The organism is Parafrankia sp. EAN1pec, assembly GCF_000018005.1.
Taxonomy (GTDB): Bacteria; Actinomycetota; Actinomycetes; order Frankiales; family Frankiaceae; genus Parafrankia; species Parafrankia soli.
The window spans coordinates 1,885,960-1,900,883 of sequence record NC_009921.1; the positions used below are offsets into that span (position 1 = coordinate 1,885,960).

At 74.2% G+C, this 14,924-nt stretch carries 12 protein-coding genes; 3 read left to right on the top strand and 9 right to left on the bottom strand.

All coding sequences use genetic code 11. The features are described from left to right. Positions 1–9: 9 nt before the first annotated feature. Together FRANEAN1_RS07705 and FRANEAN1_RS07710 are read right to left on the bottom strand one after the other, a co-directional pair. Positions 10–528 carry an NUDIX hydrolase gene (locus FRANEAN1_RS07705; protein WP_020459192.1) on the bottom strand — a complete coding sequence of 173 codons (519 nt, stop codon included), beginning with the start codon at positions 526–528 and terminating at the stop codon, positions 10–12. 56 nt (positions 529–584) lie between these two features. After that, positions 585–2,714, bottom strand: a complete 2,130-nt coding sequence (locus FRANEAN1_RS07710) for a DUF6461 domain-containing protein (RefSeq protein WP_157472446.1) — start codon at positions 2,712–2,714, stop codon at positions 585–587. Between the two features lie 496 nt (positions 2,715–3,210). On the opposite strand from FRANEAN1_RS07710, the gene FRANEAN1_RS07715 reads away from it, so the two are divergent. Beyond that, entirely contained in the window at positions 3,211–3,894 is a 684-nt protein-coding gene (locus tag FRANEAN1_RS07715; protein WP_157472449.1) for a hypothetical protein, read from the top strand. Positions 3,895–3,952: 58 nt separating this feature from the next. On the opposite strand, the gene FRANEAN1_RS07720 is transcribed toward FRANEAN1_RS07715, so the two are convergent. The 4 genes from FRANEAN1_RS07720 to FRANEAN1_RS07735 all read right to left on the bottom strand — a co-directional run bounded on the left by FRANEAN1_RS07720 (position 3,953) and on the right by FRANEAN1_RS07735 (position 10,043). Further along, on the bottom strand, positions 3,953–4,852 hold the full coding sequence (locus FRANEAN1_RS07720) for a pentapeptide repeat-containing protein (protein ID WP_020459195.1): 900 nt from the start codon (positions 4,850–4,852) through the stop codon (positions 3,953–3,955). Between the two features lie 204 nt (positions 4,853–5,056). After that, complete coding sequence (locus tag FRANEAN1_RS07725) at positions 5,057–5,803, bottom strand: SDR family oxidoreductase (RefSeq protein WP_020459196.1); 747 nt, start codon at positions 5,801–5,803, stop codon at positions 5,057–5,059. A gap of 167 nt (positions 5,804–5,970) precedes the next feature. Then, the gene (locus FRANEAN1_RS07730) at positions 5,971–6,981 is read right to left on the bottom strand and encodes an alpha/beta hydrolase (RefSeq protein WP_020459197.1); all 1,011 of its coding nucleotides are present in this window, start codon (positions 6,979–6,981) and stop codon (positions 5,971–5,973) included. A gap of 119 nt (positions 6,982–7,100) precedes the next feature. Next, entirely contained in the window at positions 7,101–10,043 is a 2,943-nt protein-coding gene (locus FRANEAN1_RS07735; RefSeq protein ID WP_020459198.1) for a BTAD domain-containing putative transcriptional regulator, read from the bottom strand. Between the two features lie 240 nt (positions 10,044–10,283). Here FRANEAN1_RS07735 and FRANEAN1_RS07740 point away from each other — a divergent pair, with 240 nt between their 5' ends. Continuing rightward, positions 10,284–11,276, top strand: coding sequence for an NAD(P)-dependent alcohol dehydrogenase (locus tag FRANEAN1_RS07740; RefSeq protein ID WP_020459199.1), 993 nt, complete (start codon positions 10,284–10,286; stop codon positions 11,274–11,276). A gap of 94 nt (positions 11,277–11,370) precedes the next feature. Here FRANEAN1_RS07740 and FRANEAN1_RS07745 read toward each other — a convergent pair whose 3' ends face one another. Genes FRANEAN1_RS07745 through FRANEAN1_RS07755 form a run of 3 tightly spaced genes read right to left on the bottom strand, consistent with a single transcriptional unit; the run spans position 11,371 to position 13,613 of the window. Then, on the bottom strand, positions 11,371–11,859 hold the full coding sequence (locus FRANEAN1_RS07745) for a hypothetical protein (protein WP_020459200.1): 489 nt from the start codon (positions 11,857–11,859) through the stop codon (positions 11,371–11,373). A gap of 50 nt (positions 11,860–11,909) precedes the next feature. Next, positions 11,910–13,082 (bottom strand): XRE family transcriptional regulator, encoded by a 1,173-nt coding sequence (locus tag FRANEAN1_RS07750; RefSeq protein WP_020459201.1) that lies wholly within the window; start codon positions 13,080–13,082, stop codon positions 11,910–11,912. 54 nt (positions 13,083–13,136) lie between these two features. Further along, positions 13,137–13,613 (bottom strand): MarR family transcriptional regulator, encoded by a 477-nt coding sequence (locus FRANEAN1_RS07755; RefSeq protein ID WP_041253824.1) that lies wholly within the window; start codon positions 13,611–13,613, stop codon positions 13,137–13,139. A 75-nt stretch (positions 13,614–13,688) separates the two neighbouring features. Here FRANEAN1_RS07755 and FRANEAN1_RS07760 point away from each other — a divergent pair, with 75 nt between their 5' ends. Beyond that, positions 13,689–14,768, top strand: a complete 1,080-nt coding sequence (locus FRANEAN1_RS07760) for a PHB depolymerase family esterase (protein ID WP_347177025.1) — start codon at positions 13,689–13,691, stop codon at positions 14,766–14,768. Positions 14,769–14,924: the final 156 nt, after the last annotated feature.

Genomic DNA, 14,924 nt, shown 5'->3' on the forward strand with positions numbered 1-14,924 from the left:
CCGGTCGGCTCATTCCAGGAGGAGTGCCATCGCGCCGACCAGGGTGGCGCTGCTCACGATCTCCCGATTCCTGATCATTTCCGGGATGCGGGCGAGCGGGATCCATTCGATGCGGTCGGACTCGTTCTTCTCGGTCGGCGGGCCGACCAGCTCGCACGCGTCGGCTCGGAACAGGAAATGCCGGGCATTGGTGACGCCGGCCGCGGGTTCGGCGTAGAGGAGTGGTGCGAGGGCCCCCGGGCGCCAGCCCGTTTCCTCCTCGAGCTCGCGCGCGGCCGCACGCGGCGGATCCTCGTCGTCCTCGACCAGCCCCATCGGGAATTCCCAGGCCCAGGTGTCCGTGGCGATCCGATGACGCCACATCATGAGGACCCGTCGGTCGTCGACCGCTGCGACGACCGCGAGATCCCGGAGCCGGACCACGTGGTATTCGCCCGCTGTGCCGTCGGGCCGCTCGACGTCGAGACACCAGACACCGAGCCACGGGGTGTGGAGAACCTCGCGTTCTCCCTTTACTTTCCAGCGCATTGCGGAAGCCACCTCTTCTCAGGCCGCGGAGTTTCGACTCCCCAGGCATCCGTCCCTCACCTGCCGGGCATCAGGTAGGCCACGCCGGCCGCCTCGACCCGCTCGATGTCCACCGGCCGCACCGGGCAGTGGGTGAACCGCTCGACGGCGACCAGACACTTCTCGACCTTGTGCCGATGGTCGGTGAGGTCCATGCCTTCCAGATACGGCAGCGCGCCCGGGGCGATCTCGGCCGCCCGGTCGAGCCCGGGCTCGAAGGAGGCGACGATCCTGCCATGCTCCGCGAGCGACAGCCGGGTGACCGCATTGACGTTCCAGAACATGCTGGCTGCCCGGCGCCGCCGGGACAGCGCCCGCAGCACCTGCGCCTGGGTGCCCTGGAAGCCGTTGTCCTCGACCGCCAGCACGGCACCTTCCACGGCCAGGACGGCCACCCAGAACCGGCCGGCCTGCCATGTCTCGCGCATCTCGGCCATGGACACCGGCTCGGCGGCGTCGGCGCCGAACGCGCGGAGCACCTGCGCGACGTCGGCCCCGGGGACGACGGTGACGGTGGCTGCCTCCCCGATCGGGCTGTGGCGCACCCAGCGGTAGGCGGCCTCCGGCCGGGCCGCGGGCGGCGGCTCGCCGCGTAGCCGGTGCCCCAACTGATCGGACCGCCTGTACACGACTTCCGGCGCGGCCGGCGCCTCCCACACGACGAGCAGGTAGCCCTCGCCGCCGCGGAGGTCGCCTTCGTACTCTTCGCCGTCGTCCCGGTCGCGGGCGTGCACACGCAGCCGGTACGTGCCCGGCCACGGCGGGGTCTCGCCTTCCACCGCGGGCATCGCCGGGCCTGCTCCGACGACGGAGGCGGATCCGGCCGCTGCTGTCCAGCTGACCTCCACCACCTCGTCCCATCCGTCGAGCTCGACCTCGGCCGGGGGGCCCTGGAGAATCGCCAGGCGGACACGCGCCGAGCCGGCCGCCGTCCCGGTGCGGATCAGGGCACCGCCGGGCATGGTCTCGACCAGTCCGTTCGCGGCGAACGCCGCGGGCGCCGCCGATCCCAGCGCCGGAGAGCCGGACTCGGCGAGGGCGAAGCAGTGGCCGGCCACGCTGACCCGCCCGACGGAACCGCGCGGAAGGCGGTACTCCGCCCGGCGACGCGCCAGCGCCGCGGGTGCGTACGCGGCCGGCACTGGCGCCTCGGCGAGAACGTGGGCGGCCGCGCCGAGCGCCAGACCGACGACAGCAGGGGGCCGGGCCGGCACCGCCGGCAGGCCGAGCTCGCGCAGCACCGCGACGGAGACCGCCACCGCGAGGGCGAGGTGCGCCGCGCCGTGGCCCGCCGCGACCGCCTCCTCGGCCGTGACCGCCTCCGCCTCCTCCACTACGGCCTGCCTGACCGCGGCTGCCTCCCTGGCCGCCGCTGCCTCCCCACCCGCAGGCACCTCCCGCGTCACGCCGACTTCGCCGCCGCCGGGAACCTCGGCTCCGGCAGCGGCGACACCCACCACCTCCGCCGCGAGCAGTGGGGCGACCAGCGGGTGGGAGCACAGCGCTCGCACCAGATCGCAGGTGAGCGTGCTCGCGCCCCACCGGGCCTGGTCGAGCATGATCACGGCGGCTTCCAGCTCGCCGCCGCCGGCGGCCATGGCGGACGTGACCAGATGGCTACCGGAGGGCGCCGGGACGCTGGCCGCCAGCCCGGTCGGGACGCCGACCAGCTCGAGCGCGTCGAGCGTCAGCTCCAGTGCGCCGAGCAGGCGTTGGGCCAGCAGCGGGCCGAGCCCGCGGAGCGCGCGCAGCACAGGCGACTCGGCCTCGCCGGCGGGGAATGGAGGTACGAAGAACGGCTGCGGTGCGGGCGGCGGGCCCGGTCTCGGCGGTGGGATCGGCCCTGGCCCGGACATGCTTGCCCTCGTCACCAACGGCGCCGCGTGCGGTGCCCGAGGCTGATCAAGTACGACCCGCCCCTGGTAATGGGTTCGCGCGGAATGCCCCCATGGGTTCGGGCCCCGACCGGCCGTGCCCGGCGCGTGTGACGCCCCGGGCACGCCGAGCCGGCCGAGTCGGGCCGCCGGGTCGGGCGGGATGACGTCCGCCAGCGACGGCACCACCCTGGCCACGGCTTCCGCGAGCGCATCAAGCGCCGCGTCCGGGACCTTCGTCGTGCCGTCCCCAGTGCCTGCTCGGTGTTCCACAGTCCGCCTCCTGCCTCACGGTTCTGGTGAGAGTGCGCATTCTCGGCCGGTGGTTCCTGCGCGGGCCGGTTGAATCCCGCGCCTGGATGCTTCCACGAGGGTCCGACAAAAATCGGCTGCGCCGGGACAGCCTGTGCCGGCGGCGGACAGCGGGCATCGACACACGCTCGCGGCGGATCGTTCCGACCGGATATGAAGCCGCGCTGAAAAGTCTGTGTTGAAACATACAAACGATTTTCGGACGCTGATGTGACATACCGCGGCGAAGCGCGCAGGCGAACGGCCATCACCGGCCCGACAGTCGTTCTCGCTGCTCATCGCGAGTGGCACCCCGGTTGAGCGAGCCGTGCGCAGGCCCTGGAGTTCGCGCTTCGCCGACTCGCCGACTCGCCGACCCTGCCGACTTGACCGACTACGCCTGCGCGGGCAACGCCAGGTCCGGGGGCCGCGTGTTATCTCGGTCGGCGGGCGCCGGGGCCTCTGCGACCATGAACGGGTGGACGAGCTTGAGGAAGCGTGGTTTGCGCTGGAGGCGGGCGACAAGATCGAGGTGAGCCTGCCGCACCTCGCGGCGGACGCGCTGGCGGCCGGGTTCGACAGCCCCGCGCTGCGTGAGCTGGCCGCCCTCGGAGTCCGGGACGATCTCGAAGCGCGCCGCCTGCTGCCCGTCGCGCTCACCGAGTTGGGCCACAGCCTCGAGCCGCAGACAGATGCGTGGGGTGAGCTGTTTCCCTGGGAGGAGTCGCGCGCCCGGTTCGATCCCGATCTCGTGGCTCGGACCGAGCAGGCCCTGGCGATCGTGCAGCGGGACCTGGACGGGACCGACACCGGCCTGGGCCGCCTGACGCTCCACTGGTCCGGCGGATACGGCGACGACGGTGAGCCGCAGCTCCTCGTCGGCTTCGGCGGCGAGCCCTACCGCGGCGGGGGCAACCCCGCGGACTGCCTGGGCGGTGTGGACCTGCCCCACAGGGTCGTGTCGCTCGCCGCGAACGTCCAGGAGTGCGTGATGGAGATGTTCCAGTTCTACTGGCCGACCTGCGCCCGTCATCGCCGCGGCCTGCATCTGCAGGACTGGGACTGGGAGGGCATCGGATGGCCGGTGTGGCGGTGCCGGGCCGAGCGAGGCCACGCCGTCGCCCCACTCGGAGGGCTGCGGACGGAACCGCCGATCTCCTGATTCGCACGGCCGATCCGGCGGGCCGCCACCCGACGACGTCGGCGGCCCGCCGGGCGGGTCAGTCGGGCGTCGGGCGATGGCGGCCGGGGCGCGTCGGCTCGTCGGAGACCTGGAAGACGCCCGGGGCGACCTGCTGGGACGCCGACCGCATCCGGTAGGTCCACTCACCGGGCGGCCAGGTCGTCGCGGTCGACCAGTACACCCGGTCGAGCCGGGCGGAGCTCAGGAGGGCGGTGCCCAGGTCCGCGGCGCGCAGGTCCGCCCCGCGCAGGTCGACCCCGCGCAGGATCGCCCCGGCCAGGCGGATCCCGCGCAGGTCGGCCGCACGCAGGTCCGCCTGACGCAGGACCGCGTCGGTGGCGTCGGCCGCGCGCAGGTCCGCGCCGCGCATGATGATCCCGTCGGCGTCGGCTCCGCGCAGGTCGGCGCGGGCGAGAAAGGCCTTCCGGAGATCCGCGTTGTGGAGGAAGGCTCCGTGTAGGTCCGTCCCGTGCAGGTCGGCGCCGGTGAGGAAGGCGCCGGCGAGCAGCGCGCCGGCGAGGTCCGCACCGCCGAGCGCGGCCTGGCTGAGGTCGGCGTCCCGCAGGTCGGCCCCGCGCAGGCAGGCGTCCCGGAGGTCCGTCCCGCGCAGGTCGGCGCCGCTGAGGTAGGCACCGTGCAGCTGCGCCCCGCGCAGGATCCGCCCGGTGAGGCACACCCCGGCCAGGTCCGCGCCGGTCAGGTCTGCGCCGGCGGCGTACCCGCCGGTCCGCGGTCTCCCGCGGAGCGCGGCGAGCAGGTCACCCAGCGAGGACAACCGGGCGGGGGCGCCGCCACGGGAGGCGGCGCCCGGCGCCGTGTCACCCGGCGCCGTGCGACCGGTCGCCGTGTGAACGGGCGCAGCCTGATCCGGCGCCGGGTCGTTGGTACCCGGGGTGGTCAGCGGCCGGGTGTGCAGGTCCCGGCGCTCAGCACCCATCGTGATCACCCGTACGTCGCGAAGACGTTGCGACGGGTAACGTCACCGCGGCAATCATGGTTTCTCCCCGGTAGCCCGGACGCCCGCACGTGGCTTGCGTCATAGGCGGTGACATTAGCCACATGTGGGCCGAGAGGGGAGCGATTGCGCCGGTCGATGTTCTCCCGGCCCGAATCTCGCTGGTTCAGGTACCTGGCCGCGCCGTCAGGCGGAGGCCGGGGGACGTGGGGTCACGGCCACCGTGGGGATGGTGCCGCCGCAGTGCAGCACGACGTCCACCACGCGCAGCAGCTCCGCGACGTCGAGCAGCGCGCCGGCCATGTAGCCGCGCTGCGCCCAGATCTGGTGCACCTCCCCGGCGTACTCCCTGTCCCAGTCCGTGATGAACTCGGTCGACGAGTCACCCTCGCCGCCGGCGCAGTCCCCGACGATGATCCGGGTGAAGCCAATGGACGGGTGCTCGCCGCGCATCGAGTCGATGAGCTTGTCGAGCGCAGCCTTGCTCACGTTGTAGGCCGCGAACCCCGGCCAGGGCGGCGTCAGTGACGCGCTCACCGAGGACAGGTAGGCCGCCACCCCACTCGAGGCCTTCAGGTGGGGGAGAGCCGCGGCGGTGATCAGCGCGGCGCCGATCACGTTGGTGTCGAACGCCTTGCGCCAGGTGGCGGCGCCGGTTGTCTCGAACCGGGAGAGCGGGCCGATGCCGGTGGCGTAGACGATGGCGTCGATCCCGCCCAGGCCCGTCGCCGCCTCCTCGATCGCGGCCTCGCAGGACTCCTCGTCGGTCACGTCGCAGGCGATGGCGAGCGTGCCCGGCCCGGCCTCCTTGGCCGCCTCGACCAACCGGTGCTGCCTGCGGGCGAGCAGTGCCACCTGGTTGCCTCGCTGGCCCAGGTCGACGCCGATACACCGGCCGAGGCCGCTCGACGCACCGACCACCACAACTCTCATCGCCTGCACTCCAGTTCTGTAGGCCGCGGGCCGCGGCACGCAGGGCCGGTCGGCACCCACGTCGTGGTAGGCGGCCCGATGTCAAGCTGCCGGGCCGCCGACAGGCCTCATAAGTGAACACATACACGGACGAGTGTCGAGTGAATCACGTCACCGCGGCAAGCGGGTCAGTCCCGCAGCAGGCGGCGCAGCCACTGGAGCCGTGCCGCCTTCGCCGCCCGCGAGAGCGCCGCCTGCGGGGCAACCAGGTCGAACCCGTGGAAGCCGCCGGGCCATACGTGCAGCTCAGCCTCGCCCCCGGCCTGCCAGATGCGGCTCGCGTAGGCAACGTCCTCGTCCCGGAACGTCTCGGCCGAGCCGACGTCGACGAAGGTAGGCGGCAGCGCGGAGAGATCCGTGGCGCGCGCCGGGGCCGCGTAGGAGGAGACATCGGGGCCACCCCGGGCCTCGCCGAGCAGAGCCGACCAGCCCATCTCGTTCATCGACCGGTCCCAGACGCCCACCCCGGCCATCTGCCGGGCGGACGGGGTGTCGTTGCGGTCGTCGAGCATCGGGCACATCAGTAGCTGCCCGTCCAGGGCCGGGCCGCCGCGGTCGCGGGCCAGCAGCGCCGTCGCCGCGGCCAGGCCGCCGCCGGCGCTCTGTCCTGAGATGATGATCCGGGACGGGTCGACGCCCAGATCGGCCGCGTGCGAGGCCGTCCACACCAGGCCCGCGTAGCAGTCCTCGACCGGTGCCGGATGGGGATACTCGGGCGCGAGGCGGTAGTCCACGGAGACCACAACGAGTCCCAGCTCCTGTGCCCAGTCCAGCGGGTCGTCGAGCCCCAGTCGGTTGTCGCCGATGATCATGCCGCCGCCGTGCGCGAAGTACAGGACGGCGCGGGGCGCGGTGGTCGCCGTGGGCCGGCACACGAGCAGTGACACCTCGGGCCCGCCGGGCGGGCCGGGCACCGACACCTCGGTCAGCTCGAACGCCCCGTCGCGGGCCAGCCGCGCGTCCTGGTCCCGGGCCCGGCCTGTGTGCGCACGGGCGGCCAGGACGGCGTCCAGCGTCCGCATCCCCACCAGCGCCTGCCGCATGATCACCATTGTCGGGCGCATCTCGGCGTCGAATGGCGGCGGCGGCCCGGCGGTGCCGTCCTGGCGCGGGGTCGATAACGGGGAGTCGACGGTCATCGGCGGTCCTCCTGCGTCGGCGCGGAGCCGTGAGCGGGCGTTATGAGATGCCCGCCAAGCATCGTCCCCGCTTGTCATCCGACGGGCGACCGGTCGGGCCGGAGACCACGGGCCGCCGGTCAGGTGAGGAGGCCCAGGACGCCGCGCATGTACTCCAGCGCCTGGCGGTCATCCAGCCGCCGGCCGCCGGCCCGTTCCCGCTCCGGGTCGACGCGGGGGTCGGCGGCGACCCGGGCCGTCGCGCCGTCGACGAGCGTCCGCCACGCGGGATGCTCGAGCAGGCCGGTCGTCTCGAGGAAGCCCAGCATGCGTGCCGCGTCCTCGAGCCGGCCGACGGCCGCCGCCATGTTGACGAACTCGACCGTGGTGACGCAGACGGCCTGCATGTTCCCGTCGTCGAGCAGCTGCTCGACGTGCGAGTGCAGGATGGCGAACGCCTGTGCCCGCTCACCGCGTCGGAAGACCGCCCGGGCCTGGACGGCCCGGTTCGGCGAGTGCGTCCGGGCTGGCACCTCGACGCCGACGGCCTCGTCGAACAGCCGGTCGGCGTGGTCGTGCCGGCCGCGCAGCAGCGCCGAGTAGCCGAGCAGCACCAGAGTCAGGTTCAGCAGGGTGGGCGGCCCCTGCCGGCGGTACCGCTCGACCAGCGCCCCGACCGCGGCGTCGTGCTCGGCGAACCGGCCGGTGAACAGCAGGGCCGCGCCGACGTCCAGCTCGAACTGCTCGGCCAGGTCGTCCGCGCCGTGCCGGCGCAGCTCCGCCACGGCCGGCGCGGCCCAGGTCACATGGGCCGGGTAGTCCTCGTAGACGGACGCCCGCGCATGGCGGACCAACGGATGGTCCGGCTCGCCGTGGCGTTCGACGAGTCGTTCGTAGGCGGCGCTGTCCTGGCTCATCTTGTAGCGCTGCGCCGCCCAGGTGAGCGCGAAGACGACGAGGTCGGGGTCCGGCTCCGCCCCCGGCTGCCCGAGCGCCAGGAGCCGTTCGATCCAGTCGCCGATCTCGTGGCGGCTGCGGCGGACGATCTCCACGACGACGCGGCGCACGAGCGCCCGGGCCAGCGCCGTGTCACCGGCCGCGCACGCCCGGTCGAACGCGGCCCGCAGGTTGGGCCAGAGCTCGTCGAGACGGGCGACGCCCTCGACCTCGGCCGGACCGGCGAGCAGCACCTGGACGCGGGTGGCCGCCTTCAGGCACCACCGGGCGTGCCGTGCGGTCGCCTGCCGGGTCTCACCGGCATCAGCGAGCCGTTCGGCGGCGAACTGGCGCATCGTCTCCAGAAGCCGGAAGCGCCGCCCGAACGGCCCGGTCTCCGCCACGAGCATCGACCGCGCCACGAGGTCACCGAGCAGGTCCTCCACCTCGCCCATCGCGCCGCCCGCGCCGCCCACGTCGGCCGTGCCCGGGTCGCCCGGCCAGCCGGCGGCGCGCGAGCCGTCCGCACCGTTGCTTTCGGCGGTTGCCGCGACGGTGGTTGCCGCGACGGCGGCGGCTGCGCCCAGGTCGAACGGCCCGGCGAAGACGGACAGCTGCCGGAACAGGCGTTGCGCGGCGGGAGCGAGCAGGTCGTAGGACCACCGCACGGTGGCGCGCAGCGTCCGGTGGCGCTCGTCGGCCGTCCGCGCGCCGCCGACGAGCAGGCGCAGCTGGTCGTCGAGACGTTCGAGCAGGTCGGTGAGGCCGAGGGCCGCGGTGCGGGCGGCGGCCAGCTCGATGGCCAGCGGGAGGCCGTCGAGACGGCGGCAGATCTCGGTGATCTCGGCGCGGCCGGCCCGCGCGTCGAAGGCGGGGAAGACCGCGCGGGCACGCTGCGCGAACAGCTCGGCGGCCGCCCCTGCGGGCTCCAGCGGGCCCACGGCGACGAGCCGCTCGAAGCCGTGCCCGAGGTCGAGCCGCTCCCGGGAGGTGGCGAGGATCCGCACCTCGGGGCAGCCCTCGGCGATCGCCTGGGCGAGCGCCGCGGCGCCGTCGACGACATGCTCGCAGTTGTCCAGGACGAGCAGCACCCGGCGATGGCGCAGCGCCGCCACGACGGACTCGCCCAGCGGGCGCCCGGAGCTCTCCGTCACGCCCACGACACCGGCGACCGCCCGCGCCACATCGGACGGCGCCGCGATCTCGGCGAGCTTGACCAGCCAGACGCCGTCCGCGTCGAGGTGCCGCGCCGCCGCCGCGAGGGCCAGCCGGGTCTTGCCGATCCCACCCGGCCCCACCAGGGTCACGACGGGTGAGACGGCCAGCGCGCCGCCGACGGCCTCCAGATCATGATCGCGGCCGAGTAGCCGCCCCAGCCGGCGGGGAAGATTGCCCGGGCGCTCGCCCGGGACGGGATGTTCGCCGACCTGGGCGAATCCCTCGCCGGGCGGCAGGAGCCGTCTGTCGTGCTCCAGGACCAGTGCCTCGAGCTCGCGTAGCGCCGGCCCCGGCTCCACCCCGAGGGTGTCGACCAGGTGCCGGCGGGCGGCGCGGAACGCCGCCAGGGCCTCGGACGGGCGCCCGGCCCGGTAGAGCGCCGTCATGAGCAGCGCCCACAGGCCCTCGCGGAGCGGGTAGGCGGCGGTCAGCTCGGTGAGCCGGCCCAGCGCGGAACGCGCGTCGGTCTCCACCTGGCGCGCCAGATCCACCTCCACGGCGGCCAGCCACTGCTCGACCAGCCCGTCGACGGCTCCGGCCAGGCCGGGGACGACCAGCCCGGCCAGCGGCGGGCCCGCCCACTCGGCGAGGGCGGCGGCGACGTCCCGCTCGTCGAGCAGTCGCTGGAAGCGGACGACGTCCACCGCCTCCGGCACGACATCCAGCAGGTAGGCGGCGCCGACCCGGCGGATCGAACCGGGACCGAGCGCCCTGCGAAGCCGGGTGGCGTACGACTGCAGGGTGCGGTCGGCCGTCCTGGGCGGGTGCGGGCCCCAGACCAGCTCCACCAGCCTCCCGACCGGCACGACCTTGCCGGGCGCGAGCGCGAGCGCGGCGAGCAGCGCCTGACACTTGGCCGGGCCGACGTCGACCGGCTCGCCGCCGGACGTGACGGCACCGACCTCGCCCAGCAGCCGGATCCGCAGCACGGGTGTGCTCCCTGCCTCGAAGACTTCCTGCCTCGACGATCAACTCTCCCGCCGCCAGTATGCGACCCGCCACCGACACTCAACCGCCGCGCCAGTGATTCACCGCCGCCGCTCAACACGGCGACGCCACCGTTGCCTCATGACGGTTCTCGGTTTGGATGCCGGGCGCGCCCGCGCCGCGGTGGCGGCCGGTCGGCCCGGTCGGCCTGGTCAGCCCGGTCAGCCCGGTCGGAGGTCACGGTGAAGGCGGTCGTCCAGGACAGGTTCGGCCCGCCGGACATCCTGCGGCTGGCCGATGTCGACGTTCCGGTGCCGGGGCCGGACGAGGTGCTGGTGCGGGTGCGGGCCGCGGCGCTGAACCCGTACGACTGGCACATGCTGCGCGGCGACCCGTACGTCGCGCGGCTGATGGGCGGGATGGGGCTGCGCCGGCCGAAGAGCCGGGTGGCCGGGATCGACGCGGCCGGTGTGGTCGAGGCGGTCGGCGCGAACGTGCGCGAGCCGGGCCCGGGCACGGAGGTGTTCGGCTTCTGCCCGGGTGCCTTCGCCGAGCTCGCCCGCACCCGGCCGGGCATGCTGGCCCGCAAGCCGGCCGGCCTCGCCTTCTCCGACGCGGCGGCGCTGCCGACCGCCGGCACGACGGCACTGCGCGGGGTGCGGGAGACCGGCGAGGTGCGGGCCGGGACCAGGCTGCTCGTCAACGGTGCCGCCGGTGGGGTGGGCACCTACGCCGTCCAGATCGCGGCCGGGCTGGGCGCTGAGGTGACCGGCGTGTGCAGCGGGCGCAACGCCGAACTGGTCCGCTCGCTTGGCGCCGCGCACGTCGTGGACTACACGGAGGACGACTTCACCGCGGACGGCTTCCTCGGGCGGCATGGGGGTTACGACGTGATCCTCGACAACGTCGGGAACCACCCGCTGCGCCGGCTGCGTCGGGCGCTCGCCCCGCGCGGCACGCTGGTGGTCAACGCGGGCGGCTCACCCGGGAAGGCGTTCGGCGCGGTCGGCGCCATGCTCGGGGCTGTCGCGGCCGACAGGTTCGTCCGCCAGCGCCTGCGTGTACTGCCCACCCGGCTCGACCGCTCCGAACTGGCCGCGCTCGCCGACCTCGCCGCGGCCGGCGGGCTCACCACCGTCGTCGACCGCACGATCCCGCTGGTCGACGTCGCCGCGGGACTGGCCCTGGTCGAGGACGGCCATGTCCGGGGAAAGATCGTCGTTGACGTGGCGTGACTCCGCGCGCGGCCGGCCCCGCGCCCGCAGCCCGCCGCGCGATCACTCGCTCGCGAGGCGCAGCCGCGGCCCGCGCCCGCGGCGCAGGCCACGGTCAGGTCGCGAGGTCGGCGTCGGAGCGAGGCAGCCGCAGGTGCCTGCCCTCGGCCACCATCCGGTGCATTAGGGCGACCGCGTCGCGCTTGTCGACGTGGCCGTCGGCGACCGCCATCCCCAGGACGTCGATCGTCTCGCCGGTGGTGATGCCGCGGCGACGGGCGTAACGCAGGGACTCCCGGTCGTCGGAGATCCACCAGGACCCGGCGAAGGCCGCCCATTCGAGGATGACGAAGCAGCTCTCCGCCTCGCCGAGGTGCCGCAGCGGCTCGGCGTCGGTGCCACCGAACACGGCCCGCCGGATGCGGTTGACCCGCCGGATGTCGGCCTCGTCGACGATCTCGATCGCCTCGCCGAGCCAGCCCTCCACAGACAGCATGGCCAGGTCGGGGAAGTAACGCGCGGAGCGGCCCGCCTCGTAGGCGACGGCGGCCGTCCAGCGCCCGCGCCCCCGGAGCACCGACCTGAGAAGGTCAAGGCGGCCCACGGCGGCGAAGTTGCACAGGACGGTGTTGTCGGGGAAGAGGAATTCCGTGACTACTCCCCGGGCGCCGGGCGGTCCGCTTCGAGTGCGGCGCTGAGATCATCGACGTCTACGCCGAGCAGGTTGGCATAGGGGCGCAGGGTTGTCACGCCGGTTTCGTAGGCGGCGTAGGTGTCCCTGAGCATGAGCCCGGGTGGCCGCGGGGTGCCGGCGACCGCGGCCCGCCGGGCGAACTGGTCGCTGCGGCCGGCCAGGTGGGCAGCCTTCGGCCCCGTCATCCGCTTCAGCCGGTCACACATGGCCGAGTCGATCATCTGTAGGTTGCGCAGCCGGTACGCCAGCGCTGACGGGGTCACCATCAGGTCACAGGCGAGGGCGGCGAAACAGCTGTCGGTGATGCCGGCCGGATCCACCGCGTCGCCGAGGGCGTCGGCCGGCATCAGGAACGCCGAGGCGAACGCGTTCGCGCGGATCTCACTGGGATCCCTCGCCTGGGCGGGGTCGAAGATGTCCCGGTCGAGGTGGACGTCCTGGTCGTCGCCGGCGAGCAGGTGGCCGAGCTCGTGGGCGAGGGTGAACCGCTGGCGGGCCGGTACCAGGGACGTCGCCAGCAGGATCAGCGCCACCTCGGCGGAGGCCGCGGCCAGGCCGTCGATGCCCGGGCCGAGGTCGGCGACGGCGATGTCGACGCCGAAGACGGCCTCGATCACGCTGATCAGGTCCTCCTCCAGCACCGACCGGCCCGCCTTGTCGACCTCGTCGAGCGCGCGCCCGGCCAGCCGCCGGCCCTGCTCGGACCAGCCGACGGGGACGTGCTCCAGCCGGGGCCCCTGCCAGGGCGCCGGGTAGCCGAGATCGGCGAGGTCGGCGCGCATCGTGCCCAGGCGCCTGGCCGCGGCGAGCGCGCCGCCCGCGTCACCGCCCGCCGTTCTGGCAGCGAGCGCGAGGGCCGGCTCGTCGCCGGTGAGGAGCCAGTCGACGGTGACCTCGCAGACCTGCGCGATGCGGGCCAGGTCCGTCGAGGAGAAGCGGCGGGTGCCGCGCAGCGACTTCGACATCTTCGACTCGTCGAGCCCGATGCGCAGCCCGAAATCGCGACGGGTCAGCCCGGACGCCTCGATCAGCCCGGCGACCCGCTCGGGAACGGTGGCGTGCCCGGGGGAGGCCGCCTGCCCGGACGAAGTCGTGTGCCCGGACGAAGTCGGGCGTTCGGGGATGCTGGGCACTCTGCGACGATAACCTCGCCTTGCGATTTTCGCAAGATGGCCCGGGGTGGCGCGTCAGGCGCTGGTGTCGGAACCCGCGCCCGCACCGGTGTCGGTGTCGGTGTCGGTGTCGAGCAGGGTGGTGAGCAGGTCGCGAAGCTGGCCGAGGCCGTCGGCGCCGAGCCGGGCGGCCCACTCCCGCTCCACGGCCAGCGCGGTGGCGCGCATCGCCCGCATCGCCACCAGGCCGAGCGCCGTCAGTCGGACGACGCGGGCCCGCCCGTCGCGCGGATCGGCCACCCGCTCGACGTAGCTGCCCTTCTCGAGCGTGGTAACCACCTGAGCCACGGCCTGTCGGGAGACGCCGAGCTGCTCCGCCAGCTCGGAGACCCGCTGTCCACCGCTCAGCAGGGGGATCAGCAACTGCGCGTGACCCGGGCGCAGCCCGGTGAGCCCGGCCTCGGTGAACCCGGCGGCCACCCGGGACGCCTGCGACCGGGCCACGGCCTGCAACAGCGCCGGGGTGGTCTGCGCGGCGGCCGGCCTGGACATGTGAGTCACGTTAGCTCTCGGCCACGTCGACATTCCGGTCGCGCAGAAGTCCGCCGTTGCAAATAAGAAAGACCCTTGCCTATTCTGCCGGGCATGACGAAACGGGACGGACCCCCGCGCCACCGCCGCGCCACGCTCCTCGCCGCGGCCGCGCTCGCCGTGCTGCCGGCCGCGTCGCTGGTCGCGTGCGGCCCGGGAGAGTCGCTGCCGATCGCCGCCGGTGGCGCGGGCACGACACCAGGCACGGGCACCGGCACGGGGGGCGCACCGACGGACGGCGGCACGCCGTCGCCCGGCACCGCGCTCCCGGTCGGCAGGTCGACCCGGACGATCAGCGTCGGCGGTGTCCAACGGACGGTGCACGCCTACCGGCCGGCCGGGCTCACCGGGCCGGCGCCCCTCGTCGTCATGCTGCACGGCGGCTACGGCGGTGGAACCCAGGCCGAGGACTCCTACCACTGGGATCAGGCCGCCGACCGTGGCCGGTTCGTCGCCCTGTTTCCCGACGGCACGGACAAGTCGTGGAACGCCGGCGGCGGCTGCTGCGGCCCGGCCGCCCGGACGGGCGTCGACGACGTCGCCTTCCTCAAGGAGGCCGTGGCCACGGTCCGCCGGCAGACCGGGATCGACCCGGACCGCGTCTACGTCTCCGGCGTGTCCAACGGCGGCGCGATGGCCTACCGGATGGCCTGCGAGACCGACCTCTTCGCCGCCGTCGGTGTGGACTCGACCACGATGCTCGTCGACTGCGCCGGGGCGGCACCGGCGTCGGTCCTGCACATCCACGGCGCCGCCGACCCGGTGATCCGCTACGACGGCGCGCCCGGCGAGCCCTACAGTCCGCGCAGCCCCGCGATCGACGGCCCGCCAGTGCCGGACGCGAACGCCGCCTGGCGGCGCATCGACCGCTGCGCCCCGCCCCGGACGACGACCTCGGGAGTACTGACGACCTCGACCGCGACCTGCCCGGAGGGCCGCGACGTCGAGCTGGTCACCATCGCGGGCGCGGGACACCAGTGGCCCGGGGCGACGCCGAACCCGCTCGCCGAGCGGCTCGGCGCCGGCACCCCGTCAACCGCCCTCGACGCCACCGAGACGATCTGGCGGTTCTTCGCCGACCACCCCCGTCCCCGTGCCGCCACCCCGCCGGCCTGACCCCCGCACCCCATCGCGCTGACCCGCCCGCACCCGTCGGCCTGACGCGCCGCCGGGCCGCCGGGCCGGCCAAGCCGTCCTACCAGGGGCTATGCCCTATATCGAACAAACCGCCTGAACGTCGGGGTGGCCTGCTCGCCCTCTGATATCCTTCTC